The 25,690-nt window shown below is 67.9% G+C and carries 24 protein-coding genes; 11 read left to right on the top strand and 13 right to left on the bottom strand.

Going from position 1 to position 25,690, the window contains the following annotated elements:
- The first annotated feature begins 85 nt into the window (after nt 1–85).
- The 4 genes from ACSQ1W_RS17820 (at nt 86) to ACSQ1W_RS17805 (ending at nt 4,476) form a co-directional block, all read left to right on the top strand.
- The gene (locus ACSQ1W_RS17820; protein ID WP_436045103.1) at nt 86–2,047 is read left to right on the top strand and encodes a hypothetical protein; all 1,962 of its coding nucleotides are present in this window, start codon (nt 86–88) and stop codon (nt 2,045–2,047) included.
- Nucleotides 2,048–2,168: 121 nt separating this feature from the next.
- Nucleotides 2,169–2,762, top strand: a complete 594-nt coding sequence (locus ACSQ1W_RS17815) for a hypothetical protein (RefSeq protein WP_436045102.1) — start codon at nt 2,169–2,171, stop codon at nt 2,760–2,762.
- Nucleotides 2,763–2,979: 217 nt separating this feature from the next.
- Nucleotides 2,980–3,693 carry a hypothetical protein gene (locus ACSQ1W_RS17810; protein WP_436045100.1) on the top strand — a complete coding sequence of 238 codons (714 nt, stop codon included), beginning with the start codon at nt 2,980–2,982 and terminating at the stop codon, nt 3,691–3,693.
- 300 nt (nt 3,694–3,993) lie between these two features.
- The gene (locus ACSQ1W_RS17805; protein WP_436045099.1) at nt 3,994–4,476 is read left to right on the top strand and encodes a hypothetical protein; all 483 of its coding nucleotides are present in this window, start codon (nt 3,994–3,996) and stop codon (nt 4,474–4,476) included.
- Between the two features lie 99 nt (nt 4,477–4,575).
- Here ACSQ1W_RS17805 and plsB read toward each other — a convergent pair whose 3' ends face one another.
- The 4 genes from plsB to ACSQ1W_RS17785 all read right to left on the bottom strand — a co-directional run bounded on the left by plsB (nt 4,576) and on the right by ACSQ1W_RS17785 (nt 10,225).
- Entirely contained in the window at nt 4,576–7,263 is a 2,688-nt protein-coding gene (gene plsB / locus ACSQ1W_RS17800) for a glycerol-3-phosphate 1-O-acyltransferase PlsB (RefSeq protein ID WP_436045097.1), read from the bottom strand.
- A 138-nt stretch (nt 7,264–7,401) separates the two neighbouring features.
- Nucleotides 7,402–8,340, bottom strand: a complete 939-nt coding sequence (locus ACSQ1W_RS17795; RefSeq protein WP_436045095.1) for a hypothetical protein — start codon at nt 8,338–8,340, stop codon at nt 7,402–7,404.
- A 260-nt stretch (nt 8,341–8,600) separates the two neighbouring features.
- On the bottom strand, nt 8,601–9,326 hold the full coding sequence (gene pyrF, locus ACSQ1W_RS17790; RefSeq protein ID WP_436045093.1) for an orotidine-5'-phosphate decarboxylase: 726 nt from the start codon (nt 9,324–9,326) through the stop codon (nt 8,601–8,603).
- Nucleotides 9,323–10,225 (bottom strand): 5'-nucleotidase, lipoprotein e(P4) family, encoded by a 903-nt coding sequence (locus ACSQ1W_RS17785; RefSeq protein ID WP_436045092.1) that lies wholly within the window; start codon nt 10,223–10,225, stop codon nt 9,323–9,325. Before ACSQ1W_RS17785 ends, pyrF begins: the two co-directional genes overlap by 4 nt.
- A gap of 114 nt (nt 10,226–10,339) precedes the next feature.
- On the opposite strand from ACSQ1W_RS17785, the gene ACSQ1W_RS17780 reads away from it, so the two are divergent.
- From ACSQ1W_RS17780 to ACSQ1W_RS17765, 4 genes are all read left to right on the top strand, one after another.
- Nucleotides 10,340–10,993: a YceH family protein gene (locus ACSQ1W_RS17780; protein ID WP_436045090.1), complete on the top strand. Its 654-nt coding sequence runs from the start codon at nt 10,340–10,342 to the stop codon at nt 10,991–10,993.
- Between the two features lie 8 nt (nt 10,994–11,001).
- Nucleotides 11,002–11,394, top strand: a complete 393-nt coding sequence (locus ACSQ1W_RS17775; protein WP_436045088.1) for an Imm50 family immunity protein — start codon at nt 11,002–11,004, stop codon at nt 11,392–11,394.
- A gap of 194 nt (nt 11,395–11,588) precedes the next feature.
- Entirely contained in the window at nt 11,589–12,203 is a 615-nt protein-coding gene (locus ACSQ1W_RS17770) for a hypothetical protein (RefSeq protein WP_436045087.1), read from the top strand.
- A 16-nt stretch (nt 12,204–12,219) separates the two neighbouring features.
- A complete protein-coding gene (locus ACSQ1W_RS17765) occupies nt 12,220–13,635 on the top strand; it encodes a phospholipase effector Tle1 domain-containing protein (protein ID WP_436045085.1) in 1,416 nt (471 codons plus the stop codon).
- 16 nt (nt 13,636–13,651) lie between these two features.
- On the opposite strand, the gene ACSQ1W_RS17760 is transcribed toward ACSQ1W_RS17765, so the two are convergent.
- From ACSQ1W_RS17760 to ACSQ1W_RS17750, 3 genes are read right to left on the bottom strand one after another with little or no spacing between them, the layout of a single operon-like run.
- Complete coding sequence (locus ACSQ1W_RS17760; protein ID WP_436045083.1) at nt 13,652–14,026, bottom strand: VOC family protein; 375 nt, start codon at nt 14,024–14,026, stop codon at nt 13,652–13,654.
- A gap of 20 nt (nt 14,027–14,046) precedes the next feature.
- A complete protein-coding gene (locus tag ACSQ1W_RS17755; protein WP_436045081.1) occupies nt 14,047–14,433 on the bottom strand; it encodes a hypothetical protein in 387 nt (128 codons plus the stop codon).
- A gap of 58 nt (nt 14,434–14,491) precedes the next feature.
- Nucleotides 14,492–16,468 carry a UvrD-helicase domain-containing protein gene (locus ACSQ1W_RS17750; protein ID WP_192274484.1) on the bottom strand — a complete coding sequence of 659 codons (1,977 nt, stop codon included), beginning with the start codon at nt 16,466–16,468 and terminating at the stop codon, nt 14,492–14,494.
- A 98-nt stretch (nt 16,469–16,566) separates the two neighbouring features.
- On the opposite strand from ACSQ1W_RS17750, the gene ACSQ1W_RS17745 reads away from it, so the two are divergent.
- Together ACSQ1W_RS17745 and ACSQ1W_RS17740 are read left to right on the top strand one after the other, a co-directional pair.
- On the top strand, nt 16,567–17,274 hold the full coding sequence (locus ACSQ1W_RS17745; protein WP_436045079.1) for a hypothetical protein: 708 nt from the start codon (nt 16,567–16,569) through the stop codon (nt 17,272–17,274).
- Between the two features lie 30 nt (nt 17,275–17,304).
- The gene (locus ACSQ1W_RS17740) at nt 17,305–17,928 is read left to right on the top strand and encodes a thymidine kinase (protein WP_436045077.1); all 624 of its coding nucleotides are present in this window, start codon (nt 17,305–17,307) and stop codon (nt 17,926–17,928) included.
- Nucleotides 17,929–17,934: 6 nt separating this feature from the next.
- Here the strand turns inward: ACSQ1W_RS17740 and ACSQ1W_RS17735 are convergent, their stop codons facing one another.
- From ACSQ1W_RS17735 to ACSQ1W_RS17720, 4 genes are all read right to left on the bottom strand, one after another.
- Nucleotides 17,935–20,739: a protein kinase domain-containing protein gene (locus ACSQ1W_RS17735; protein WP_436045075.1), complete on the bottom strand. Its 2,805-nt coding sequence runs from the start codon at nt 20,737–20,739 to the stop codon at nt 17,935–17,937.
- Nucleotides 20,740–20,763: 24 nt separating this feature from the next.
- Nucleotides 20,764–21,330, bottom strand: a complete 567-nt coding sequence (locus tag ACSQ1W_RS17730; protein WP_192274480.1) for an ECF-type sigma factor — start codon at nt 21,328–21,330, stop codon at nt 20,764–20,766.
- 81 nt (nt 21,331–21,411) lie between these two features.
- Nucleotides 21,412–22,230, bottom strand: a complete 819-nt coding sequence (gene mutM / locus ACSQ1W_RS17725; RefSeq protein ID WP_436045073.1) for a bifunctional DNA-formamidopyrimidine glycosylase/DNA-(apurinic or apyrimidinic site) lyase — start codon at nt 22,228–22,230, stop codon at nt 21,412–21,414.
- On the bottom strand, nt 22,223–23,056 hold the full coding sequence (locus ACSQ1W_RS17720) for an ABC transporter ATP-binding protein (protein WP_436045071.1): 834 nt from the start codon (nt 23,054–23,056) through the stop codon (nt 22,223–22,225). Before ACSQ1W_RS17720 ends, mutM begins: the two co-directional genes overlap by 8 nt.
- Before the next feature lie 120 nt (nt 23,057–23,176).
- Between ACSQ1W_RS17720 and ACSQ1W_RS17715 the strand changes: the two genes are divergently transcribed.
- Entirely contained in the window at nt 23,177–23,509 is a 333-nt protein-coding gene (locus ACSQ1W_RS17715; protein ID WP_436045070.1) for an EF-hand domain-containing protein, read from the top strand.
- A 6-nt stretch (nt 23,510–23,515) separates the two neighbouring features.
- Here the strand turns inward: ACSQ1W_RS17715 and ACSQ1W_RS17710 are convergent, their stop codons facing one another.
- Entirely contained in the window at nt 23,516–23,896 is a 381-nt protein-coding gene (locus tag ACSQ1W_RS17710) for a tautomerase family protein (RefSeq protein ID WP_436045068.1), read from the bottom strand.
- A 127-nt stretch (nt 23,897–24,023) separates the two neighbouring features.
- Complete coding sequence (locus tag ACSQ1W_RS17705; RefSeq protein WP_192274475.1) at nt 24,024–25,688, bottom strand: MFS transporter; 1,665 nt, start codon at nt 25,686–25,688, stop codon at nt 24,024–24,026.
- Between the last annotated feature and the right edge of the window lie 2 nt (nt 25,689–25,690).

Genomic DNA, 25,690 nt, shown 5'->3' with positions numbered 1-25,690 from the left:
GGGGTGCCGATATGGCTGCAAGGGAGTGCGCCGCGGCATCGCGTGGCGCCATCGCACCCCGTCCATCCTGTCCCGGAATCCGATCATGTCCCTGTCCCGCGTCCTCCTCGTTCTCGCATGCCTGGCCATCGGCATTCCCGGCGCGCGCGCGCAGGAGGCCGCCACCGCCGAGCCTGCCATCGACGCCGCCGCATGGGGGCCCTACGTCCGGCTGGTGGAACAAGGCTGGCAGCTCGGCGATGGCTATCGCGTGGAATGGCAATGGCTGTCGCCGGGCCAGGAACTCCGCGAGCAATGGATCAACCCGCACGACGGCAAGGTGGTGCAGACCAACGTCATCCGGCCCACGTCCACGCCGGGCCGACTGGAGCTGACGTCGTCGCTGCTCGGCATGAACCTCAAGTGGCAGGGGCGCATCGCGTCGCCGGGCGAGGTGGTCTGGGCGCGCGAAGGCATGATCAAGCTGCCCTACCGGCTACGCCTGGCGGGCGACAACAAGGTGATGTACGAGGGCGTCAAGCTCAAGGACGAGCAGGTGACGGACGTGAAGTACGCGCACGAGCTGAAGCCGCTGGCGTCCCGCGACATCGCGCCCGTCGTCGCGGAAGCGGCCGACGTTCCGGCCGGGACGCCGATGGCGACGATGCCGGCCTCCGACCCCGAGGCGATAGCGACGACGCTCGTGTCCGCGCCCGTGTCCACGCCGGCGCTGCCCGAGCCTCCACCCGAACCCGCGCCGGTCATCACCGGCCTGGGGCCGCTGGCGGCGTTGTCGGGCCAGACCTTCACCTGGTGCAAGCCGTCCCAGGTGGGTGGCAACAACTGCTACATCCGCTTCCACCAGCAAGGCGATGGACTGCGCGTGTGCTTCTTCGCCGCCGACGGCGGCAGCGAATGCGACTTCGCCTACGTCGCCATGCCCGGCGGAAAGCAGCCCAACGAACTCAAGCCGCAGATCACGTCGCGCAAGGGCGAGTACTACGTGAGCACCGGCGCGCGCTGGAAGGCCGACGGCCAGGTGCTGGAGTTCACCACCCGCAAGAAGTACTACGAGAGCCTGTTGAGCGAAGCCATCAAGGTGACGATGGCGCCGCATACGGGCTGGGTGCGCAACGCCGATTTCTGGGTGGCGCCGGATGGCGCGCCGCGGTGGCGCAGCTACGGCTGGACCGCCGGCATGCTCGGCGGACGATCGGACGCCTACGACCAGACCTACGACCTGATGCCGGTGACGCCGGCGCTGGCGCAGGAATATCGCGGCATCCACGCCAACTGGAAGGTGCAGGACGACTACCAGCGTCAGATCGACGCGCAGCGTCGCCGCGAAGAGGAGGCGCAGCGCGAGGCCAACTTCGCTGCGTTCATGGGCGGCCTCAACACGGCCGCGGCGACCCTCCAGCAGGACATGGCCGAAGTCGATCGCGCCAACCAGCGCGTCGCCGACGCGCGGCGCGCGATGGAAGAAGCGCAGGCGCGCGAACAGGCGCGACAGCAGGCCGAACAGGCGGAGCAACAACGCGCCCGCCAGCAGGCGCAGCAGAGTGCCATCGCGCAGCAACAGGCCCATGCGCAGGTCGCCGAACAGGCGCGGCAGCAGGCGGCGCGGGAGGCCGAACAGCAACGCGTGGCGCAGCAGCAGGCCGCCGACCAGGCGCGCAGGAAGCAGCAGGAGGAGGCCGAGCGCCAGCGGCAGGACGAAGCAAGGCGGCTGGCCGACGAGCAGGCGAAGCAACGCCAGCAGCAGGCGTGGCAGCAGAGCCTGCACCTGGCGCGCAGCACGCTGCGCCTGCGCGCGGACACCTGCCTGGGCGGCAGCGGCCGCTATTACGTGATCGGCCCGAAGACCACCGTCAACGGCTGCGTCACGGTGCACTACGAGGCGCGCTGCCCCGGCGTCGCCCAGGGCGCGGGCGTGCAGGGCAGCCAGCACAACTACGTCGGCGGCAGCTGCATGGGCGTGGGCGATGCGATCGCCATTCCCGGTTCTCCGCTGTCGTGTCCGGTGGAGCAGGTCACGGTGCGGGTGACCGACGTGACGGGCTGCTGAGAACAGAGATCGTGAGCCTCCACTCCCGCACGCCGCCACCGGCCTTGCATCGAATGGGCCCGCCGCTGCACGCCATCACCTCAAAAATGACTATGCCCGGACGGGCGAAAAGGAAAAACGAATGAACATCTCGAAGAAGGTATGCGTCCTCGCGCTGCTGGTTGCCCCGTTCCAGGCCCATGCGCAACAGCAGACGGTGGAAGGTGCCCACCTGTTCCTCTCAAAAGTGGTCGAGCAGGGAGCCACGACGTTCGAACTGGACGACGGAAACGGCTGGGGACAGGTGAGAGCGAGCAAATCCTTCTGTCGCTACTACAGCTACGACACGGCCTCCGGTTTCAAGGCGGGCGAATACGGCTGCGGCGACTACAAGACATCGACCCACGACGTTGGCGGATACAGGCTGACGTCGATCATGAAATTGACGCGCTGCGCCTCGCAGATCTCCACGCCGGAGGTACAGGCGAAGGACATCGAGGTCGACAGCGGGCAGAAGAACTACTGGAAAGTCAGCCTGCCCTACCGCAAGCCGTCCTACGGCATCGACTGGGACAAGGTGGCCGAGGTCAAGCAGGACGGCACCAGCGTGGCCGTAAGCGGGATCAAGCCGGCCATCCGCTTCAAGCTGGCTTCCGAGCCGTTGGCCGCGCGCGTTGCTTATGCGATGGAGTTCCTGCGCCTGGAGTGCGATGCCACCTCGGGGACGGGGTTCTGATGTTCCTGCCAGCTTTCTCGGCTTCCGGTGGCGATGCGTCGAACCCGGACAGGTTCGCCTTGAGGGAGGGGAGTGCGTGAAAACTGCCCTCCGCCTGCTGCTCGCACTTGCGCTGCTGGCAGCACCGTACATCGTGCATGCACAGGTCGGAATCTGGCTGCCTTGCAGGGAAACCAACGCATATTCCGAGGGACGGACGGTCTACATCGCCCGCGACATGCAGATCAACACGGTCGGCATGCTGGTAGATGACCTTGAGGATCGCTATTGCGTCACGCCTCAAAAGTGCATCGCCCTTGGCTACTGCAAGGCCGCATCGCCCGCGGAACAGGCCGCCGCCGACAAGGCGAACCCGGGCGCCGCTGCCGAACGGGCGCGCCTTGAGCGCGAGCAGCGGCAACGGGAGGCGCAGGCCGATCTCCAGCGCAAGGCCGCCGAGGCGGAGCGCAATCGCAAGGCGGCGGAAGTGGCGCGGGAAACCCAGCGCCTCGGAAGCCACCGCGAGGCTGAGGCGCGGCGCCTCGTGGAGATGCGCGAAGCGGCAGCGAGAGCGCGCGGTGCTCCGACGGCGGCCGGTGCGCGCCCGCCCGAGTCCGGAGCCGAACCGCGCAAGGTCTGCACCAGCGCGCCCTTCAGGACCACGCCGACGTCCATGTTCAAGGCCGCCGAAGCCGATGCCCGCGCAGCATTCGCGCGGGATGCGGCCCATCTGTGCAGGATCAATACCGGCAATCCTGCCTACAGCGCGGGCGGGATCGCCTGTGTCCGCGAGGACAGGTCGTTATGGGCGCAAATGCCGGTCGCACAGATGGCCAAGCGCCCCGCGAACGACCCTCCCCGGTTCGAGTTCAAGTGCTCCGCGCCAATCGTCTGCGCTGCGCCGAAGGAGACCTGCAAGACCGTAGGCACGGTCAAGAGCTCAGGCCAGTGAGGAACCATGCCTTGAGCGGAGGAATCTCCATGGACGCCGGTTCGCTCCAAGGCCTCGGCGAAATCGCGCGCGCAGGTGGAGAGATCCGGGGCGTGGGTCTGCATTGTTGATGCGACATGTCCGGCAAGACCACAGTGAAGTATCCCGCAGGACCATCACAGCAAGGGGGCGTCGAAATGAAGTTCGCAAGAACGCTACGGATCGCAAAAAGGAGGAGTCCTCGTCGCGTGCATTGCGCTGGCCGGGCAAGCCGCCGCGCAACCCGAGCAGACTGCCGAGGGGGCACAGGAATTCCTTGCCATGACACTTCCGCAGAACGGCTATCAGAGCGGAACGTTTATGGCGAGTTTCGAGGAACTGAAGGGCCGATTGGTGTTCAGTCGTATCAAGTTTTCTGGAGCAGCCAGGGTGGTCGACGTTCGCAGTCCGGATCTTTGCGTAACCGAAATCCTGCATGACACCTCATCCATCGACTTGCAATCGAGTGAACGCGTCTACGACACCAGTGAGCAGGGGCGCTGGTTGCCTTGGAAAAGCAGTCCTGCCCACCAGTACTATCCGCAGAATTTCGTGAATGGGACGACTGCGAAGGACACGATTTCCTGGTCCGACGTCACGCAGGTCAAAGCGACGTCCAGTGGAGCAACCGTACTGATCCACCAACGCGGCGTCGATAGCGCGTCTTCCGTTGATCTGGGCGCGACGGATCTGGCCGCACGCGTTCTTTACGCGATGGAGTTCCTTCGCATGAACTGCGACAAGGCGGCGGGAACAGGCTTCTGAGCCTGCCAGCCAGCGCTGTTCGCGGCTGGTCATCGCTGCGCACGATCATCCGCGTCGGGGGCGAACTGCGTGTCGACCTGCGCGACCGCAGCGCGGGCGTCAATCCTGCGACGCCACCACCGGCTCGGCCGGCTTGGCCGCTTCCGGGCTGACCTTCTCGATGGTGTGGCGCAGTTCGCGGCCGAGGATGGCCTTGGCGTCGCGCGCCCACGCGTCCAGGCGTTCGTCGAACAGCAGCTTGCTGTTCTCGTCGGGCCACACCAGCTTCAGTTCGCGCAGCTTCTGGATGAAGCCGCGGAACAGCGTCTTGTCGAAGAACTCCGGCGCGGCCGGGGCGTACAGCAGGCTGAGGCGCTGGGCCGCCTGCTGGCACAGGCTTTCCAGTTCGGCCGCGCCCAGCGTACCCGGGCCGTTCTTCACCAGCACCGAAATGGCGATGTAGTAGCGCTCGAACGCCTGCTGCAGCGAATGGCCGATCGCGCGCAGGCGGAACACCTCGTCGGTCTGGCCGGCACTGCGCGCGAGGATGCCGCCGTCGTCGTCGTTGACCTGCTGCAGCAGGCCTTCGCGGACGAACACCTCGATGGTGCGTTCCATGCGCTCGGCGAACTCGTCCTCCGTCCACGGCAGGAAAAGCTCGGCCTGCAGGAACGGATACAGCGTGCGACCCAGGCGCAGTACGCCGGCGCGGCTCATGCGGCGGTTGTTCTGGAAGCAGCACGCGATCCACGACGACGCGGTGAACAGGTGCAGCACGTTGTTGCGGTAGTAGCTCAGCAGCACCGCGGTGTCGTCGTCCACGCTCAACACGTCGCCGAGCGGATGCTTGATCCGCTGCAGCATGTTGATCTCCTCGGCGTGGGAGATGATGCGGTCCGGCGAATGCGGGGTGACGGTGACGCGGTCGGAGTAGGGCAGTTCGGCCAGCAGCGTCTTCGACAGTTCGATCTGCGCGATCAGGTCCGCCTCGCCCATCGCGTGCTTCGGCGTGGACAGCAGCGCCAGCGCCAGCAGGTTGATCGGGTTCACGTCGGCGGCGCGGTTGATGTTGACCTGGATCTGCTGCGCCAGCGCATCGACGATGTCCGACAGCCAGGCCGGCTTTTCCTCTTCGCCAACGGGCGTGCCGTCCCATTCGGGCGCGTGTTTGGCCAGCGCGTCGTTCAACGGGATCGGCTCGCCGAAATTCACCACCACCTGGCCGTAGTTCTGCCGCAGCACCTTGGGGATGCCCCACAGCACGGCCCAGATGGATTCCTTCTCCTTCGGCCGGCCGCTGAGTTCGTCCAGGTAGCTGGTGCCTTCCAGCAGCTTCTCGTAGCCGATGTAGACCGGCTGGAACAGCACCGGCTTGCGCGGCTGGCGCAGGAACGCGCGCAGCGTCATCGAAATCATGCCGCCCTTCGGCGGCAGCAGTCGGCCGGTGCGCGAGCGCCCGCCTTCGATGAAGTACTCCAGCGAGTAGCCGCCGGAGACCAGCTGGGCCACGTATTCGGTGAACACCGCCGAGTACAGCGGGTTGCCGCGGAAGCTGCGGCGCATGAAGAACGCGCCGCCCTTGCGCAGCAACGTGCCGACAACAGGGAGGTTGAGGTTGATGCCGGCGGCGATGTGCGGGGGCACGATGCCGCGTTCGTACAGCAGGTACGACAGCAGCAGGTAGTCCATGTGGCTGCGGTGGCAGGGCACGTAGACGACTTCGTGGCCCGGCGCGGCTTCCTTGAACTTGTCCAGGTGGTGGACCAGTACGCCATCGTAGATCTGGTTCCACACATGGCTCAGCAGGAAGCTGGCCGAGCGCACCACCGGGTTGGAATAGTCGGCGGCGATTTCCCACGCGTAGGCGTGCGCCTTCTTCCAGGCGTCCTCGGGCTTGGACTTGTCGCGCCTGGCCTGTTCGGCGATGGCCTCTTTCACCGGATCGGCGGCCAGCACCTGGTCGACCAGCAGGCGGCGGGTCGACAGGTCGGGGCCGATGACGGCTTCGCGGATGCGGTGGAAGTGCGTGCGCAGCACGCGCGACAGCTTGCGGACGGTGCGCTCGGGCTCGAGCCCTTCGTCGACCGTCGTGCGCAGCGACACCGGCGGCGCGAAGCGCACGATGGTGCCGCGGCCGTTGAGCAGGATGGCGAGCAGGCGGCGGAAGCGGCCGACGATGGCCCAGTTTTCGGAGAACAGCACCGAGAACCAGCCGCTCTGCTTGTCCGGCGCGCGGCCCACGAAGATCGACACCGGCACCAGCTGCACGTCCAGCGCCGGGCTGGCGCGATGCGCGTCCAGCAGTTTGGCCAGTGAACCCGAGTGGGTCTTGGCGCTGATCTGGTCGGGGATCAGCGTGCTGGCGTTGCGGCGCGACAGCGCCACGTAGGCGCGCTTGCGGCCGAGCGGATTGCCGCCGACCGGCAGCGGCACCAGCGGCGAGGGCAGGCCGGCATCGCGGCAGGCGCGATCGAGGATCAGCGCGTTCGACAGGCCGTAGTCTTCCAGCACATAACAGACCGGGCGGCCGTCGAGCAGGTCGGCCGGCACGCCGGGCTCGATGTTCAAGGCCAGCCACGGGTCCGCGAGCCGGCCGAGCATCCGCGCCCACAACGGGCGCTTGGCCTGGCGGGTGGCGACGGGCGGTGCCATCGGCACGCCCGCGGTCACCGGCGCAACGTCGCGGCCAGCGGGATCCGGCGAGGTCGCGGGCGCAGCCGCATCCGTCGCATCGGACTTCTTCTCCGGCGGCGTCGGCTTGGGACCGTCGGGGAACGGCAGGGAGTTCTGTTCAGGCATCGTCCGCATTATGGCCCACGGCCATGGCTGGCTGGAAAGCGGTTACAGCCCTCGGCGGGCGGTGCTTATCCTGAGCCAGCGGGACAACCCGGGCGGTGCAGTGGCCGTAAGTAATTGAAAGTCTAAAGGAAAGAGCGTTGCCGCGCGTCAGGGCTTGCTGGCGGGGGCGTCGTCGGCAGGTGGCGCCGGTAGGTTCGTCGGCGGAAAGGGAGGCGTCGCGGCCGCCAGCACCTCGTCGGCATGCCGGAGGTAGTCGGTCAGGTACCACTGGCCGTCGCGCCGGGTCAGGCTGACCACGGTGTCGATCTCGCGCTCGCCCAGCGGGTAGTGGATGCGCACGGTGGCGGTGTCGCCCTTCTGTTCGACAAGGCCCGTGCGCAAGTCGGTGAACGTGGCGTCCAGCGGCAGCCCGTAGCGCGTGAACGTGGCCTTGGCCTCGATAAAGAACGGCGTCAGCCGCTGCAGGCTGGCAGCCATGCCGGCGTCGTTCAGGGCCTGCTCGGTGGTCAGCCCGCTGCGTCGCGCCGCCGGCGCCAGCCGCGCCAGCGTGGCCTTGGCCAGCGCCGGATCACCGAGCGGCGCCTGCTGCGCCCAGTCGCCCAGGGCCGCGATCACCTGCGCGTAGTGGTCGCGTTCCTCCTGGGTGTAGTCGCCCTCGTTCTTCACGTATTGCACGCCGAACAGGCCCAGCGTGCGCGCGGCCTCCTTCAGATCGCGGTCCTGCCGGGCGAACTGGCGCTCGAAGCTGCGCTGCAGCGTTCTTTCGGCATCCTTGGCCGACAGCGCGGCCAGCATCGCCACCAGCTTGTCGTCCAGCGGCAGCTCGGTCAGCGGCCAGCGGCTCGTGCCAGCGCGCCAAGCGATGTCCAGCCGCGCGTGGACGTCCGGCGGGACGGCATCGCGCGCGAAGCCGACCAGGTCGTTGCGCTGCAGGTGGGTCGCCAACTGGCGAACCGCCGCGGCCGGCTCGCTGGCGGCGCCGGCGAGTTCCACGGGCTCGCTCTTCCTGCAGGCGGCCAGCAGCACCAGCGACAGCCCGAGGGCTGCCAGCACGCGCAGGACGGACGCGGACGGCTTCGGCTTCATGCGGTGTGACTCCCCAGTCGCCCCGCATCTTCGCGGCCCGTGGCGGGAGCGGCAAGCATGGGCGTCGCAAGTTGCCGTGCTCCGGGCAATAAAAAAGGAGGTCCGGATGTCTTGCGACCCCGCGGACCTCCTGAAATCCGGCCGAAGCCGGAGGACGAAGTGTTGTGGCACATCTCCGGCCCAGAGGCCGGATGCGCACAGACTAACTGCGCCCGAATGCTAAGGCAATACCTGAAGTAATTTACTTCAAGTTATTGATTTTACTTAATGGCGGTGATGATTTCTGCCTGGATCGCCTCGGCGGCCGCGCGCGGATCGGTCGCCTTGCTGATCGGTCGGCCGACCACGATGGCGTCGGCGCCCAGTGAGAACGCCTCGGCCACGCCGACGGTGCGCTTCTGGTCGTCGCCGACCGGGCCGCCGGGGCGGATGCCGGGGCAGACGATCGAGAAGCCGGGACCGGTCGCCGCGCGGATCATGCTCGCCTCCTGCCCGGAGCAGATCACGCCGTCGATGCCGGCCGTCTGCGCCGAAAGCGCGCGTTGCACGACGATGTCCGCCGGTTCGCCGCTGTTGATGCCCATGGCGCGCAGGTCGCCCCCGTCCATCGAGGTCAGCACGGTCACGGCCAGCAACCGCAGCTCGCCAGCGCGCGCCTCGGCGGCCGCTTCCATCATGCCGGCATGCCAGCCGTGGATGGTCGCGTAGGTCACCGGCCAGCGCGACAGGCCGCGGATCACCCCGGCTACGGTGGCGGGGATGTCGAAGAACTTCAGGTCGACGAACACGCGCTTGTCGCGGCGGGCCAGTTCGTCCAGCACGGTGAAATAGTCGCCGCTGGCCAGCAGCTCCATGCCGATCTTGTAGAACTGCACCGCATCGCCCAGCCGGTCCACCCACGCCAGCGCGTCGGCACCCGAGGGGGCGTCGAGCGCGAAGATCAGGCGCTCGCGTGCAGTCAGCGCGACCGGCCCGCGTGCGCTCACGGGGCGTAGTCCAGCGCGTCGCGCTTGGCCTGCGTGCGGGCGGCGGGCGGCTGGTCCCAGGCGTTGTTGAACAGCGCCGGCTCCCACGAACCGTAGGTCGGGTTGGGCAGCATCCACCAGCGCTCGCCGAACCAGTCGTCGTACTCGTCGAACAGCGCCTGGCGGGCGTCGCGGGTGTTGGCTTCCACCTGCACGAAGTCGCCGATCTGGTCGCCAAACTGCATCAGCACGCGGTACTGCTGGCCGGCCAGGCGGCGGCGGCAGTTCTTCTCGCTACCGTTCTGCTCGCAGCCTTCCAGCACCGTGCCCAGGCCGAGGAATACGCTGTCGTCGGCGACCGGCAGGCCGGCCTCGCGCAGGTTGGCCAGCGTGGCTTCCTTCAGGTGCACGGCGCGGTTGGAGATGTACAGGATGGTCACGCCCTTCTCGGCCGCGGCCCTGGCGAAATCGACCACGCCCGGCAGCGGCTTGGCTTTCTTCTCGGCGACCCACTGGTCCCAGCTGATCTCGTCGTATTCCTTGCCGTCGCGGATCAGGCGCGCCTGGTACGGCGAGTTGTCCAGCACGGTTTCGTCCACGTCCATCACGACGGCCGGCTTCAGGCCGGTGGCGGCGTTGCCGCGTTCGCTCGGGACCAGCGCGTCCCAGTTCTTTTCCTTCAGCGCGACATCGAGGTGGTCGGCGGCCGCGCGGAACGTCTGCGTGGTGATCGCGCGGTATTCGACCGAGGTCTGCACCCACGCCACCGCGTTGAGGTTGTCGTGCGTGCCGGTGGGCTTCGCTGCGGCGGCGGCAGGCGCGGCGGCCTCGGCCGGGGCGGCGGCGGGTTCGGTGCGTTTGCAGGCGGCCAGGGTCAGCAACGACGCCGCCAGGCCGGCGGCAAGCAGGGAAACGCGCATGGAAGATCCCATTTCGAATGTGCGGGAATTCTAGCCGACCGGTGTTACACCCGTCGTTCGGCGCAACGGCATGCGGGTTATCCTGCCGGCCCCGCTCCTGTTCCCGATGCCTCCATGGAAGACACCGCGCCCGTCCTGAATGCCGCCGAGGCCCGCCTGCTGGGCTGCCTGATTGAAAAGGAAGCGACCACGCCGGAGACCTATCCGCTGACGGTCAACGCCGCGCAGGCGGCCGCCAACCAGAAGACCGCGCGCGAGCCGGTGATGGCGCTGGATCCCGGCGCGGTGAACCACGCCCTGCGGCAGCTGGAACAGAAGGGGCTGGCGAAGCAGGTGTTCTCCTCGCGCGCCGAGCGCTACGAGCACCGCACCGCGGCGTTCTTCGGCATTCCGCAGCAGCAGGCGGTGCTGCTGGGCCTGCTGATGCTGCGCGGTGCGCAGACCGTGCACGAACTGCTCGCGCGCAGCGAGCGGCTGTTCAAGTTCAATGATGCCGATGATGTCCGCCATCACCTCGATCGCCTGATCCAGCGCGAGACCGCCCTGGTCGTGCAGATCCCGCGCGGCCCCGGCCAGCGCGAGGACCGTTATGCGCACCTGTTGAGTGGGCCCGTGGATGTCGCGGCGATCGCGGCGCGTCTGCCGTCCGTGTCGTCGAGCGAGCCTGCGAGCGCCGAGCTCGAAGCCCGTGTCGCGGCGCTGGAAGGCGAGGTCGCCGCGCTGCGCGAACAGGTCGAGCGACTGCTCGCCGAGCGCCCCAGCGACTGAGCGGCACCATGGACTGGACGGTTGCCGTATCCAATCCGCAATCACTGGCGCAGCTGCCGTCCGATATCGGTGCGCGGCCCATCGACCTGCATGAGGTGATCCTGCACCGCGATGGTCCCCGCGTGCGCCTGCGTTTCGATGTCGATGCCGTGCCGAATCCGCTGCCCGCGCGCTGGGGTGGCGATGCCAACCGCACGCAACTGCAACTGGCCTGCTTCGGCATCAGCGCGTTCACGTTGTCGGGCTTCGCGACCACGATGTCCGGACGGTTGGCGATGCGGCCCGCTGGTGGCGCGTGGGACGTGGAGTTCCGTGTGGACGATGTCGTGCTTGCGCTGCGAACGTCGATGGTGCGCGTCGAGTCGCTGTCCGGGTATTACGATCCTGGAGAGGCAGCCTGAGTAACCGGTGGCTGTCGCGTCCGGTAAATGGATGAAGTGTGTCCGATGCGTCGCAAACGGACGTACGAGCCCAGCATCGTTTCCACTCCTTTCGTGAGTAGCACTCCTCCACACGTTCTTCACATCTCCGCCGCGGATTGCGCGTGTATCCGCCGCGCGATAACGTGGGGCTGCTGAATGGTCAGGAAAGCCTCATGGAACGACGCCTTCTTCGGAGCATCGCCACGGGCGCGTTGATCTCCGTTGCCACGACAGGATGCAATGCCACCATGTCCACCTCCACGCCTCCCGCCTCGTCCACCGGGTTGCCAGAAGGCCACTACACCAACGTCGGTGCCGAGTGGCCGTTGAAGTTCAGGGCGCATTATTTTGGCGCCCACTGCTTCGACACCCAGTCGTGCGAAGTCCTCTATCGGGGTTTCAGGCATGGCGCGGAAGACAAGCCATCGCCCTCGGTCGAGTCGTATGGCCGACCGCTCGACAAACTGCTGAGCGCCGGTCGCGGCCCCATCCCGAATTTTCCTCCTCCTGCCACGGTGACCTGGCGCTCGAAGGACGGTACGCCGCTTGAGGCGAAGATCGACATCGGCGAGATATTCAAGGACCAGCTGATCCGCCACCATGTCGCGCGCGAGGACGCACTGGATCCGGCGTCCAGTGGAACACCCAAAATCATCGTTGAGGTCAATGATCGCACCATCAGTGTATACATGCGGGACATGATCGCGCTGAAGAAGCCGCAGTTTCCCGATCGTCCGCACAGCGATTTCCGCGATGATCTGATCAAGGTATTCAGTCGCACCTACTGAGCAGGGAGTGCTCGCCATGGGGTCAGGAAATCCTTCAGCGCATCGCGATGGTGGCATCGATGTCGAACTGGCAGGCGATACTGGTCGCGACAGCTACCGGCGTGCAGAGAGCGATCTTTCGCAGCTCCGGATTCCGGTTTTTCTTCGTGAGGACCGGCCGCATGATCGACTGTACGTGGCCGCGATGGACGGCACCGGCAACAGTATGGTCGACGACGATCCGGAGCAATGGAGCGCCGTCGCCAAGCTCTACGAGCAGATCGAAGAGCTGAAGCACGCGCGCATCTCGGCAGGCTACGTCGAAGGCACCTACACGCAGAATGGACTGCTGAGGACGCCGGAGAAATGGTGGGACGGCCGCTTCGGCCATACCTTCGACGAGCGGGTCGAGACCGCCTATCTGCAGTTCTGCGAGCAGGCCAAGAAATGGCTGGACGAAGATCCTGACGCGCAGATCCGGCTCGCGGGCGTCGGCTTCAGTCGGGGAGCCGAAGGTATCGCCGCGCTGGAGCGCATGGTGCATGAGCGTGGCATCCGCGATCCGCAAGGGGCGAAGATCGAGCGGGACGCCGAAGGACTTGTCGTGCGCGTCGAATACGCCGACCGTCCGCTTCTGGTAGAGCCGGGCAAGACACCGCAGGTCGCGTTGCTCTTCGACCCCGTCTCCACTGGTGTCGAAGAGCATGACCGTCGCCTGCCGCCCTCCACGCTGACGACGTTCCAGATCACCGCCCAGCACGAACGGCGCGATCTCTTTCCGTCCAGCGAACACGTGCCCGCGGGTTTCAGCGAAGACCACCGCAATTACAACGCGTGGGTGGCCGGTGCCCATAGCGATATCGGCGATACCTACCGGCGCAACGGTCTGGGCACGGAAAGTCTCAACCTCGGCGTCGCATTCCTCAACAGGCTCAGCGATCGGCCATACCTGGAAAAACGTGCCCCTCCCGAGGATCCGGATCAGTACGTGATCCACCGTTCGGACCAGCACATGGCAGGGCTCTATGGCACGAAGGGTTTCGATCGCGACGGCGTGCGCGATCGCGAGACTGATCTCGCCCCGGATAAGTTGTGCCGCCGTGGCATCGTGGACGACTGCAACCGCAAGGAGCCGATCGACGAAGCCCTCGACGCCCGGTTCGAACGCCGTACCGGGACGATGCCGCAGCCTGCGGTCCGGCCGGAGACCGGCCTTCCGGCGTCGGCGATGGAGCCGATCCATCGGCCGGGCCTGAACGACATCGTGGAGAAGGTGTCGCGCGAGGGCGCGGGTAATGGTGCGGGTCTCATGCCGGCCGTTGTCGTCGAATATCTGCGCGGACCCTGGGCGCGCGAGTTCCAGGCGGAGATGGCGAAGGAACTGGTGGCGAGGGATGCCGCATCGCGGCCGGCGGCGGAGGTTGTTCGCGATACGCCCGAGGTTGTCCGCTAGGCCTGCAGGTGCGCGGTCACCGTTTCTCTTCCATCAGGCCCACCAGGTTGCCGTCCGGATCGCGCAGAAAGCCCGTCCATAGTTCGTGATCGGGCATGCGCGCGGCGAGCTGCGGCGGACGCTCTTCCGTCGCGCCTCGCGCCACCAGCGCGGCTTGCGTGGCGACGATGTCATCCACGCTGAAGTAGAGGATCGAGTTCGCACCGACGGCACCCGCGCCCTGCGGCGTGGTCAGCATCAGGCGTACGTCGCCCGCGCTCAGGAACGCCAGCGTGGGAGCAGGCTGGAACAGGAAGGCAAGGCCGAGCACGTCGCGATAGAAGGCCAGCGCAGTGTCGACGTCGCCGACGGTGATGGCGATCTGGCGGATGTCGGCGAGGCGCGGTTCCATGGCGAACGCTCCGGAGAAGGTCACTTCGGGCGACGGCTGCTGCGCAGCAGGAACAGGCTGCCGATGAGCATGCCGACCAGGGATGCGCCGAGTCCGAGCACGCCGGCGACCACGAAGTCCGCCACGGGCGCGCCGGCCAGTGGCAGGTGATGCATCGCATCCCATGCCATCCGCACGAGCACGGCTGCCGGCACTGCGCATGCAATCAGGAGCCATAGCGTGGCGAAACGTCCGGTGCCGAAGGCACGCAGCAGCATCGCGATCACGCCGACAGCGACCAGGCCAGGCCCGTAGAGCGCGCGAGGCAGACCGGCCAGTTCCGGCGGCAGCTGCCAGTACGGGAAACCGACGCCGACGAGGGCGATCAGGAAGCCGATCCACCGCCAAGCCTTGCTGTCGCGCGTCATGCCCAAGTCCACCGGAGTGCGATGCCGCGCAGCGTAACGCAACCGCCGTCGGCGCGGGTCAGTCGAACATCGCCTGGATCGCGGCCAGGCCGGCGCTGGCGCGTTCCTTCTTGCGTTCCGCGTCGGCGACCGGGTCGGCGCCGTCGCGCTGCAGCTCGTCGGCGGGAAGTTCGTCGATGAAGCGGCTGGGCTGCAGGCGCAGGCGTTCGCCGAAGCGGCGCGTCTCGCGGTTGTGGCTCAGCCACAGCTGTTCCTTGGCGCGGGTGATGCCCACGTACATCAGGCGCCGCTCTTCCTGCAGGTTGCCTTCCTCGACGCTGGTCTCGTGCGGCAGCGTGCCGTCCTCGCAGCCGACGATGAAAACGTAGCGGAACTCCAGTCCCTTGGCCGCGTGCAGGCTCATCAGCCGCACCTGGTTGCCGCCGTCGTCCTTGTCGTTGCGCGACAGCAGCGCCAGCTGCGCGGCGAGGTCACCGGCCGAACTGCCGCGCGGGCCGCCCTCGAACCAGTCGGCCAGTTCGTCGAGGTTGGCGCGGCGGCGCTGGAACGAGGCTTCGTCTTTGCACTGCGAGCGCAGGTCCGCCAGAAGCCCCGAGCGCTCGCTCAGGCGGCGCACCAGGTCGGCCGGCGGCAGCTCCTCGGCGTGTCGGCGCAGGTCGCGCACGATGTCGACGAAGGCGCTGAGCCCGTTCGCAGCGCGCGGCGGCAGGGCCTTCAACGCGCCCATCGACTCGGCGGCGCGCGACAGCGGCAGGTGCGCGTGCTGGGCCATCTCGGCCAGCTTCGCCAGCGAGGTGGCGCCGACTTCGCGCTTGGGCGACTGCACCGCGCGCAGGAAGGCGGCGTCGTCGTCCGGATTCACCAGCAGGCGCAGCCACGACAGCGCGTCCTTCACTTCCTGGCGTTCCAGAAACGCGGTGCCGCCGGTCAGGTGGTAGGGAATGCGCAGCAGCTGCAACGCTTTTTCGAGTGCGCGCGACTGGTGGTTGCCGCGGAACAGGATGCAGAAGTCGCTCCACGCGGCGCTCTTCGACGCGTGCACGAACGAGATCTCGGCGGCGACCTTCTCCGCTTCGTGCTCGTTGTCGCGGCACTCCCACACGCGGATGCGTTCGCCGTCGGCCTGGTCGCTCCACAGCGCCTTCGGGTGCTCGTGCGGATTGTTGGCGATCAGGGCGTTGGCGGCGCGCAGCACGCGGTTGCTGCAGCGGTAGTTCTGTTCCAGCTTGACGATCTGCAGGGCGGGGTAGTCCTTCGCCATCTGCAGCAGGTTGTCCGGGTTCGCGCCTCGCCAGGCGTAGATGCTCTGGTCGTCGTCGCCCACGCAGGTGAAATCGCCGCGCTCGCCGGCGATCGCCTTCAGCAGGCGGTACTGCGCGTCGTTGGTGTCCTGGCATTCGTCGACCAGCAGGTAGCCGATGCGCTCGCGCCACGCCGCGGTGATCTCGGGGTTGTTCTCCAGGATCTGCACCGGCAGGCGGATCAGATCGTCGAAGTCCACCGCATTGAACGTGGTCAATCGATCCTGGTAGCGCTGGTACAGCAGGGCGGCGTCCTTCTCGCGGTTGGTGCGCGCTTCGGCCAGCGCTTCTTCGGGCGACAGGCCGGCGTTCTTCGCGCGTGAGATCAGGTTCTTCGCCGCTTCGATGTCGTCGGGCTTGGCGCCGTACATCAGGTCCTTGACCTGCGCGGTGGCGTCGTCCGCATCGAAGATCGAGAAGCCTCGCTTCAGGCCCACCGCGGCGTGTTCGATCTGCAGGAACTTCAGGCCCAGCGCGTGGAACGTGCAGATGGTCAGGCCTTCGGCGGCATCACCCCGGATCCGCTTGGACACGCGTTCGCGCATTTCCTTGGCGGACTTGTTGGTGAAGGTGATCGCCGCGATCCGGCGTGCCGGGAAGTGGTTGCCGGCGATCAGGTGCGCGATCTTCTCCACGATCACCCGCGTCTTGCCGCTGCCGGCGCCCGCGAGCACCAGCAGGGGGCCCTTGCTGTGAAGGACGGCGGCGCGTTGGGGGGGGTTGAGACCGTGCATGTGACGTACTTCTGCGTAGGCCATCAGTTTACAGACAACCGCGTTCCGCTTCTCCTAGCATGGCGCCATTCCCGGTCTCCGGAAGCAGGCATACCACCATGAACGCCCTGCGTTGCTGCGTGCTGATCCTGTCCGTCCTGTTCGCGGTGTGGCCTGCGATGGCGCAGCAGGCGAATGCCGACCCGGCGGTGATGACCGAGGGCTTCCTGGCGGCGCACCCCGACCTGCGCTGGCGCGCGGAAGGTGCGCGGGCCTACGAGCGCAAGGATTACCCGGGCGCGCTGGAGCGTTTCAAGCGGGCCGCCTACCACGCCGACAAGCCGTCGCAGGCGATCATCGCGGACATGTACTGGCAGGGCACCGGCGTTGCGCAGGATCGCGCCATCGCCTACGCCTGGATGGACATCGCCGCCGAGCGGCTCTATCCGGATTTCCTCGCGCAGCGCGAGTTCTACTGGGCGCGACTGGATGAAGCGCAGCGCAAGGCGGCCATCGAGCGCGGGCAGGCGATCCTCGCGGAGTACGGAGACGCCGCCGCCAAGCCGCGGCTGGAGAAAGCGCTCCGGCGCGGAGTGAGCGGCATGACCGGCAGCCGTGTCGGCTACGTGGGCAACCTCGACATCATTCCGCATACCGGTCCGCTGGCCGGCACCGGCATGACGGTCCGCGGCGATCAGTACTACGACCGCAAGTACTGGCAGCCCGAGCTGTACTGGCGCCTGCAGGATGCGGTGTGGGAGGCGCCGAGGAAGGGCCGGGTCGACGTCGGCGACGTCGAGCCGCTGAAAGCGGGCGAGGGCGAGTAGGCGGAACGCCGCCGCCCGTACAATGGCGGCATGGCCAAGCTCTACTTCTACTACTCGGCGATGAATGCCGGGAAGACAACCACCTTGCTGCAGTCCGCGCACAACTACCGGGAGCGCGGCATGCGCGTGGCGATCCTGACGCCGCGCCTGGACGACCGTGCGGGAACCGGCGTCGTGGCGTCGCGCATCGGGCTGCGTTCGGACGCGGTGGCGTTCGATCGGGCCGACGATCTCGAGCGGTGGGTACGCGACGACATCGCCGCGCATGGCAAGCTGGATTGCGTGCTGGTCGACGAAGCGCAGTTCCTCACCCGCGCACAGGTCTGGCAACTCAGCGAAGTGGTCGATGCGTTGCGCATCCCGGTGCTGTGCTACGGCCTGCGCACCGATTTCCGCGGCGAACTGTTCGAGGGCAGCCAGTACCTGCTGGCCTGGGCCGACGAGATGAGCGAGATCAAGACGATCTGCCATACCGGCAAGAAGGCGACCATGACCGTGCGCGTCAACGAGCAGGGGCTGGCCGTACAGGACGGGCCGCAGGTGGAGATCGGCGGCAACGAACGCTACGTGTCGGTCAGCCGCGCCGAGTTCAAGCGGATCGCGCGCGGGGAAAGCCGCATCGAGTCCCTGCAGCAGGCACTGCCGCTGGGCTGAGCCGCATCAGCGGCAGGCGGCACGCAGCGCGGCGACCTCGCGGGGAATGATGCCGCCGTCCGGCAACGCGACGCGAAGCTCGCCCGCCAGCGCGTCCAGGTCGCGGCGCGCGCGTTCCTTGTCGCCCAGGCGGCAGCGCGCCTCCGCCAGGTAAGCGCGTGCGGACCAGCGCAGTTTGGGCGCCTCGCTGCCGTCGCCCTCGTGCGCGGCCAGCACCTGCAGCGGCGCGATCGCATCCTGTGGCCGTCCCAGCCGCGTCAGGTGGCGGGCCATCGACAGTTCGGCGAACCAGGTGCGCGGATGGTCGGGCCCGAAGCCCACGCGCGTCAGCCGCACGGCGCGGTCGAACCGCTCGGTGGCGCCGCGCAGGTCGCCCTTGGCGGCAAGCACCTCGCCCATCATGCGGTCGGTCTCGCCGATCAGGGCGTGGCTGGCGCCGATCGTCCCCACCCGCATCTGGCGCGACTCCTCCAGCGCCGCCAGCGCTTCGTCGTTGCGTCCGGCGCTGTGCAGCACCATGCCGTAGTTGAACAGGCCACCGGGCAGGATCTGCAGGCTCTCGTTGGCGCGCCAGATCGCCACGGCCTGTGCGACATCGCGCACGGCGGTCTCGTTGTCGCCGCGCTCCCACGCGATGATGCCCATCGAGTTCCAGCTGGACGCCGTATCGCGGTGGTGCGGTCCGAGCGACTCCAGCGTCATCGCGTGCAGGCGGCGCAGTTCCTCGTCCGCCTCGCGCAACTGGCCCTGGTCCACCTGTACGGCCGCGATGTGCCGGCGCAGCGCCTGGGTGAGGGGGTGGCGTGGACCGTGGATATCCTCCGACAGCGCGCGTGCACGCCGGAACGCGGCCAGCGCGGCATCGGTCTCGCCACGATTGCGGTACAGCAGGGCGAGGCTGCGTTGGATCTCGATCACCAGCGGATGGCGGCCCTGTCCGTGCGCCTGCAGATGCGTCAATGCGGCGCGATAGCCGCGGGCCCCCGCATCGGCATTGCCCAGCTCGACGTCCAGCTGCGCCAGGTCGCGCATGTTCTCGGCGACGCCGGCTTCGTCGCCCAGGTTGCGGCGTATCTCGAGCGAGCGGTCGAACATCTGCCGCGCGATCTGCTTTTCGCCGGCATCCGCCCGGCAGCGCCCGTTCTGCGACTGGAATTCGGCCACCCGCAAGGGCAGGCGCGATTCGAGCGCACCCAGGCGCGCCTCCATCGGGGCCATGGCCTGCACGCACTGGCGCGAGCGGCCCAGCAGGCGCAGCACGCGGCCGTGCTGCGTGGACGCCTGCAGGCGCAGGCTGTCGGGGATGTCGTCGGTCACCGCCAGCACGCGCGCCTGCTTTTCCAGCAGGGCGAGGGATTCGTGGTAGTCGCCCAGACCCAGCCGCAGGCGGGCGATCACGCCCAGCAGTTCCGCCTGCGCGCGCGGCTGGTTGGCCAGTTCGCGATCACCGCGACGCTCGCCCGCCGCCAGCAACTCGCGCGCATCGAAGGTGTTGCCCTGTTGCGAAGCGCTGGCGTTGTCGAACAGGCCGATCACGAAGTCCTGCATCGCTTGCGCGCGCGCGGTCTCGCGCATCGCCTGGCGCCCCTGCAGGACGCTGACGGCGAGCGCCGAGATCAGGATCGCGGCGGCCACCCCGCCACCGGCCAGCGCCCAGCGGTGCCGCACGAGGTACTTGTGCACCCGGTAGCCCACGCTCTGCGGGCGCGCGAGGACCGGGCGGCCCTCGATATGCCGCTGCAGGTCGAGCGACAGCGCTTCCACCGACGGATAGCGCTGTTCGGGCGCCTTCTGCAGCGCCTTGAGGGTGATGTTGTCGAGGTCGCCGGCCAGCTTGCGTGCGGTGCGACGGGCGTCGGGACACGCGTTGCGGCTGCCGTCGGTGGTGCGCAACGTGGCTACTGACGGCTTGAGCGGCTCCACCGCCAGGATGGCCTGTTCCCACTCGGCGTCGGTCTGCCGGCGCAGGCGGTAGGGCTTGGTGCCGGCGATCAGTTCGTACAGCACCACGCCGAGCGAATAGACGTCGGTCATGGTGGTGACGGGTTCGCCGCGCACCTGTTCCGGCGCCGCGTAGTGCAGGGTGAACGCACGCACCTCGGTGCGCGGATGCAACGCCACCGGCTCGGGGTCGTCGAGCAGCTTGGCGATGCCGAAATCCAGCAGGCGCACGTCCCCGTTGGGTGTCACCAGGATGTTCGATGGCTTGAGGTCGCGATGGACGATCAGGTTGGCATGGGCGTGGCTGACCGCTTCGCATACCTGCAGGAACAGCGCGAGCCGTGCCTCCAGGCCGATGTTGTTGGCCAGGCAGTAGTCGGTGATCGACACGCCTTCCACGTACTCCAGCGCCAGGTAGGGCTGACCCTCGCTGCCGACGCCGGCATCGAGCAGGCGCGCGATGTTGGGGTGCTCCAGCCGCGCCAGGATTTCGCGTTCGCGGGTGAAGCGCAGGCGCAGGTTGGGGTCGGCCAGGCCCGGGCGCAGGAGCTTCAGCGCGACGCGGCGCTGGTACAGGCCATCGGCGCGCGACGCCAGCCAGACCATGCCCATGCCGCCCTCGCCGAGCAGCGATTCCAGCTGGTACGGGCCGACGCGGGTGCCGGGCTTCAGCTGGCCCGGCTTGTCGACCAGCGGCTGGTCGATGAACCCGTCGCCCTCTTCCTCCAGCGCGAGCAGCTTCTCGATTTCGCGTGCGGTGTCGGGATCATCCGCGCGCAGGATCTCGAGCTGTTCCGCGCGCGCCTCCGGCTCCAGCTCCAGCAGGACGTCCAGCAATGGGGACAGGCGTTTCCAGCGTTCGACGTCCATCGGCGCGGTGCGGCTGGCCTGGGGTCAGCTGTCCTGCATCGCAGACAGCAGGAACAGGCGGGCCTTCTGCCAGTCGCGGCGGATGCTGCGCTCCGAGCGCTGCAGCAGTTCGGCGATCTCCAGTTCCGACAGGCCGGCGAAATAGCGCATCTCGACCACCTGGGCCAGGCGCTCGTCGGCGGCGGCCAGCTTCTCCAGCGCGTCGTTCAGCGCCAGCATGTCCTCGTCCAGGCGAAGGTTGCCTTCGACCTCCTCGGGGATGTCGGCGACACGCTTGAGGTCGCCGCCGCGCTTGCGCGCCAGGCGGCTGCGGGCGTAGTCCACCACCACGCTGCGCATCGACGAGGCGGCATAGGCGAAGAAGTGGGCGCGGTCCTCGAACTTGGCCGTGCCGGTGGAGCCGAGCAGTTTCAGGTAGGACTCGTGCACCAGCGCGGTGGCGTCCAGCGTGTAGCCGTGCTGGCCGGACAGCTGGCGGCGCGCCATGGTGTGCAGTTCCTGGTACAGCGTGGCCAGCACGCGGTCCAGCGCGGCGCGGTCGCCGCCACGGGCCGAATCCAGCCACAAGGTGATGTCAGGTGCGTCGGCCATCCGTCTTCCCCACGTGCCAAGGGCGGGAATATAACGTCATTTACCTCACATGACGTGATCGAAGCGGGATCCTCCAGCGGGTCAGCGCTGGCAGTAGCCGCACCAGACCGTGGCGCGCTGGCCGATGCTGGCCTGCTTCATCGGCCGCCCGCAGCGGGGGCACGGTTCGCCGCCACGGCCGTAGGCGGACAGTTCCTGCTCGAAGTAGCCGGGTGCCCCGTCCGGGCTCAGGAAGTCCCGCAGCGTGGTGCCGCCGCGGGTGATCGCATGGGCCAGGATGTCCTTCACGGCAGCCGCCAGCGCCACGTACCGGTCCCGGGAGACCTTGCCGGCCGCGCGCAGGGGCGAGATGCCGGCGCGGAACAGGCTCTCGGCGGCATAGATGTTGCCCACGCCCACCACCACCGCCTGGTCCATCAGGAAGGTCTTCACCGGCGCCTTGCGGCCGCGGCTCAGGTCGAACAGGTAGTCGCCGTCGAAGTCGTCCGACAACGGCTCCGGCCCCAGGCCCTGCAGCAGCGGATGGGTCTCGCCGCGCGGCTGCCACAGCAGGCAGCCGAACCGGCGCGGGTCGTTGAAGCGCAGCACGCGCTGTTCCTTGCCCTGCAGCGCGATGTCCACGTGGTCGTGCGCGGTCACCGGTGTATCGGCCGGCAGGACCCGCAGGCTGCCCGACATGCCCAGGTGCAGCAGGGCGCTGCCGGCGGCCGTATCCACCAGCAGGTACTTGGCACGCCGGCGGACAGCATCGATGCGCTGGCCGGGCAGGTCGTGCGTGATCTCCGGCGGGATCGGCCAGCGCAGGTCGGGGCGGCGCAGCGTCACGGCCTGGATGCGGCGGCCTTCCACGTGCGGCGCCAGACCGCGGCGCGTGGTCTCGACTTCGGGCAGCTCAGGCATGGCCGGGCACCGCACTGTAGAAACCGTCCTCGCAGCGTACGCGTACCGGCCCACCGAACGCGTGGCTCAGATGCGCTTCGGTCAGCGTGGCCGCGCGGTTGCCGTCGGCGTAGACCGCGCCGTCGCGCAACAAGAGCACGCGGTCGATCTCGGGAATGATCTCTTCGATGTGGTGGGTCACCAACACCAGGGTGATGCCGCGCTGCGCGAGCAGCCGCATCAGGCCCAGGAAATGCTGCCGCGCCACCAGATCCAGTCCGGCCGTGGGCTCGTCCAGCAGCAGGGCCTCCGGTTCGTGCACCAGCGCACGGGCGATCAGCACGCGCCGCATCTCGCCGGTGGACAGTTCCGCGACGTGGCGGTCGGCCAATGCGGACGCCCGCACCTGCTCCAGCGCGTTGCGTGCCCGCGTGCGCATGTCGGCATCGATCTGCCGATGCGGCGGCACCACGAAGCTGGAGAAGAAGCCGGTGACCACGGCGTCCTCGACGCGCAGGTACGGCATTTGTTGCAGGTCGCGGGTCAGGTCGCTGGTCACCACGCCCAGGCGATTGCGCAGCTCGTTGACGTTCCAGCGGCGCAGGCCGAACACCTTCACCGGCGCTTCGCCCTCGCGGGCCAGCGGATACAGCTCGCGGTTGATCAGCTTGATGAAGGTCGACTTGCCGCCGCCGTTCGGCCCGAGGATCGCCGTGTGCTGGCCGAGCGGGATGGTCAGCGACAGGTTGTGGAGCACGCGGGTCGCGCCGCGCACGACGGTGGCGCGGTCCAGTTCGAACAGGGGCGCGGCGGACGTGGCCGCAGCGGGGGAGACGGGCAGGTTCATCGGAGCGGGGAGGGTTGGTGCGCGAGCAGCGTACCCGAATCTGCCGCTCCGCCGAGGACCGTGATCCGGCAGGACCGACCGCATCACGTGAGGGAGAGCGCCGGGCCCTACAATGCCGCCATGCCCCGCTTCCTGCTCCCGCTCGTGCTCGCCTGCCTGCCGCTGACGGCATCGGCCCAGGTCACCGCCACCGGCGAGTACCTCGCGCGGATCGACACCGACCGTGACGGCCGCGTCAGCCTGGCCGAGTACCAGGCGTGGATGAGCTATGCCTTCGAGGGCATGGACCGCAACCGCGACGGCGTGCTGTCCGTCGACGAGCTGCCGGGCGGTCGCGGCAAGCCGATCACCCGAGAGGCGCATCTCGCGCAGTTGGCGGATCGCTTCAAGCGCCAGGACGCGAACGGCGACGGCTTCCTCAGCGAGAAGGAACTGGCGGCACCGCCGCGCTGACGCCCGTCACGTGTGGATCAGGCGTCCGCCCGCGAACGCCCAGTTCTCCCACGTGGTTTCCTTGAAGCAGACCATGACGTTCTCCGGGTTGCGGCCGGCGGCCGCCAGTCGCTGCATCAGGTCGGCCAGCAGCGCCTTCTTGACCTTCACGCTGCGGCCGACCGACCACAGGATCTCGATCAGCGCGAAGTCTTCGTCGCGCGCACCGGCGACGTCCGGATAGGACGGGTCGAAACGGAAGTCTTCCGCCGACAGCTCCAGCACGCGCTGGAAGCGGTCGGTGGCCGGCACGCCGGACGCGACCAGCGCGCCATGCACGGCATCGAGGATCGACGACTTGAACGCATCGTCCTTCGGTGCGCGGACGGTGAGGGTGATCAGCGGCATGGCGGCGCTCCCGTGGAGAAAGAACGGCCAGCTTAGCCGGCCGCCGTGATGCGAAAAGAAAACGCCGGCCACGAGGGCCGGCGTCGAGGTTGCCGGCCCTGGGAGGGGCCGGCGGGGGAGGACCTTGTTACTTGGTGATGTCGACGTCCTTGGTCTCACGCAGGAACAGCGTGCCGATGATCAGCGTCATCACCGCGATGCCGATCGGGTACCACAGGCCGTAGTACAGGTTGCCCGTGGCCGCGACCAGCGCGAAGGAAATCGCCGGCAGGAAGCCGCCGAACCAGCCGTTACCGATGTGGTACGGCAGCGACATCGAGGTGTAGCGGATCTGCGTCGGGAACAGCTCGACCAGGTAGGCGGCGATCGGGCCGTACACCATGGTCACGTAGATCACCAGGATCCACAGCAGGAAGATCGTCATCGGCACGTTGATGCGATCCGTGTCCGCCTTCTCCGGATAACCGGCGGCACCCAGCGCCTTCTTCAGCTCACCGCCGAACGCGGCGGTCTTGGCCTTCACGTCGTCGCCGGACAGGCCGGCGGCTTCGAACGACGGCACCGAGGTGGTACCCACGTTCACCTGCGCCAGCGAACCGACCGCTGCGTCCTGCACGCTGTACGGCACGCCAGCGCGCGCCAGCGCCGCGGTGGCCTGGTCGCACGAGCTGGTGAACTTGCGCGTGCCCGGGATCGGGTCGAACTGGAACGAGCAGGTGTTCTTGTCGGCGACCACGACGGCCGGCGACGTGCGGCTGGCTTCTTCCACGCCCGGGTTGGCGTAGTGGGTGATGCCCTTGAAGATCGGGAAGTAGGTCAGCGCGGCCAGCAGGCAGCCGGCCATGATGATCTTCTTGCGACCGATGCGGTCCGACAGCCAGCCGAAGAACAGGAAGAACGGTGTGGCCAGGAACAGCGCGGCGGCGATCAGCAGGTAGGCGACGGTGGAGTCGACCTTCAGGATGCTCTGCAGGTAGAACAGGGCGTAGAACTGGCCGGCGTACCACACCACGGCCTGGCCGGCGGTGGCGCCGAACAGCACCAGCAGCATCAGCTTCAGGTTGCCGCCCTTCATCGAGTCGCGGAACGGCGTCTTCGAACCCTTGCCCTCGGCCTTCATCTGCTGGAACAGCGGGGACTCGCTCAACTGCATGCGGATCCACACCGAAATACCCAGCAGCACGATCGAACCCAGGAACGGAATGCGCCAGCCCCAGGCCTCGAACGCCTCCGTGCCCAGCGACAGGCGGCACGCCAGGATCACCAGCAGCGACAGGAACAGGCCCAGCGTCGCGGTGGTCTGGATGAAGGCGGTGTACAGGCCGCGCTTGCCGTCCGGTGCGTGCTCGGCCACATAGGTCGCCGCGCCGCCGTACTCGCCGCCCATCGCCAGACCCTGCAACAGGCGCAGCACGATGAGGATGACGGGCGCCGCCATGCCGATCGTTTCGTAGTTGGGCAGCACGCCGACCAGGAAGGTAGAGATGCCCATGATCAGGATGGTGACCAGGAACGTGTACTTGCGGCCGATGCGGTCGCCGAGGCTGCCGAAGAAGGCCGCGCCGAACGGACGCACGAAGAAGCCCGCCGCGAACGCCAGCAGCGCGAAGATCATGCCCGTGGTCGGGTTGACGCCGCTGAAGAACTGCTTGGCGATGATGGCCGCCAGCGAACCGTAAAGATAGAAGTCGTACCACTCGAAGACGGTGCCGAGGCTGGAGGCGAAGATGACCTTCTTGTGGCCCTTCGTCAGCTCGCCCTTCGACGAATGCTGCGCAGACGTGGAACTCATGT

Source organism: Pseudoxanthomonas sp. LjRoot143 (assembly GCF_964252945.1).
GTDB lineage: Bacteria > Pseudomonadota > Gammaproteobacteria > Xanthomonadales > Xanthomonadaceae > Pseudoxanthomonas_A.
The sequence above is the reverse complement of the archived record's forward strand: the minus strand, read 5'-3'. Positions and strand labels throughout refer to the sequence as shown.

Bases quoted from the DNA above. Each gene is read 5' to 3' on its own strand.
- ACSQ1W_RS17820 (WP_436045103.1), top strand. From the start codon at position 86: ATGTCCCTGTCCCGCGTCCTCCTCGTTCTCGCATGCCTGGCCATCGGC.
- ACSQ1W_RS17815 (WP_436045102.1), top strand. From the start codon at position 2,169: ATGAACATCTCGAAGAAGGTATGCGTCCTCGCGCTGCTGGTTGCCCCG.
- ACSQ1W_RS17810 (WP_436045100.1), top strand. From the start codon at position 2,980: ATGCAGATCAACACGGTCGGCATGCTGGTAGATGACCTTGAGGATCGC.
- ACSQ1W_RS17805 (WP_436045099.1), top strand. From the start codon at position 3,994: ATGACACTTCCGCAGAACGGCTATCAGAGCGGAACGTTTATGGCGAGT.
- plsB (WP_436045097.1), bottom strand. From the start codon at position 7,263: ATGCGGACGATGCCTGAACAGAACTCCCTGCCGTTCCCCGACGGTCCC.
- ACSQ1W_RS17795 (WP_436045095.1), bottom strand. From the start codon at position 8,340: ATGAAGCCGAAGCCGTCCGCGTCCGTCCTGCGCGTGCTGGCAGCCCTC.
- ACSQ1W_RS17785 (WP_436045092.1), bottom strand. From the start codon at position 10,225: ATGCGCGTTTCCCTGCTTGCCGCCGGCCTGGCGGCGTCGTTGCTGACC.
- ACSQ1W_RS17780 (WP_436045090.1), top strand. From the start codon at position 10,340: ATGGAAGACACCGCGCCCGTCCTGAATGCCGCCGAGGCCCGCCTGCTG.
- ACSQ1W_RS17775 (WP_436045088.1), top strand. From the start codon at position 11,002: ATGGACTGGACGGTTGCCGTATCCAATCCGCAATCACTGGCGCAGCTG.
- ACSQ1W_RS17770 (WP_436045087.1), top strand. From the start codon at position 11,589: ATGGAACGACGCCTTCTTCGGAGCATCGCCACGGGCGCGTTGATCTCC.
- ACSQ1W_RS17765 (WP_436045085.1), top strand. From the start codon at position 12,220: ATGGGGTCAGGAAATCCTTCAGCGCATCGCGATGGTGGCATCGATGTC.
- ACSQ1W_RS17760 (WP_436045083.1), bottom strand. From the start codon at position 14,026: ATGGAACCGCGCCTCGCCGACATCCGCCAGATCGCCATCACCGTCGGC.
- ACSQ1W_RS17755 (WP_436045081.1), bottom strand. From the start codon at position 14,433: ATGACGCGCGACAGCAAGGCTTGGCGGTGGATCGGCTTCCTGATCGCC.
- ACSQ1W_RS17750 (WP_192274484.1), bottom strand. From the start codon at position 16,468: ATGCACGGTCTCAACCCCCCCCAACGCGCCGCCGTCCTTCACAGCAAG.
- ACSQ1W_RS17745 (WP_436045079.1), top strand. From the start codon at position 16,567: ATGAACGCCCTGCGTTGCTGCGTGCTGATCCTGTCCGTCCTGTTCGCG.
- ACSQ1W_RS17740 (WP_436045077.1), top strand. From the start codon at position 17,305: ATGGCCAAGCTCTACTTCTACTACTCGGCGATGAATGCCGGGAAGACA.
- ACSQ1W_RS17735 (WP_436045075.1), bottom strand. From the start codon at position 20,739: ATGGACGTCGAACGCTGGAAACGCCTGTCCCCATTGCTGGACGTCCTG.
- ACSQ1W_RS17730 (WP_192274480.1), bottom strand. From the start codon at position 21,330: ATGGCCGACGCACCTGACATCACCTTGTGGCTGGATTCGGCCCGTGGC.
- mutM (WP_436045073.1), bottom strand. From the start codon at position 22,230: ATGCCTGAGCTGCCCGAAGTCGAGACCACGCGCCGCGGTCTGGCGCCG.
- ACSQ1W_RS17720 (WP_436045071.1), bottom strand. From the start codon at position 23,056: ATGAACCTGCCCGTCTCCCCCGCTGCGGCCACGTCCGCCGCGCCCCTG.
- ACSQ1W_RS17715 (WP_436045070.1), top strand. From the start codon at position 23,177: ATGCCCCGCTTCCTGCTCCCGCTCGTGCTCGCCTGCCTGCCGCTGACG.
- ACSQ1W_RS17710 (WP_436045068.1), bottom strand. From the start codon at position 23,896: ATGCCGCTGATCACCCTCACCGTCCGCGCACCGAAGGACGATGCGTTC.
- ACSQ1W_RS17705 (WP_192274475.1), bottom strand. From the start codon at position 25,688: ATGAGTTCCACGTCTGCGCAGCATTCGTCGAAGGGCGAGCTGACGAAG.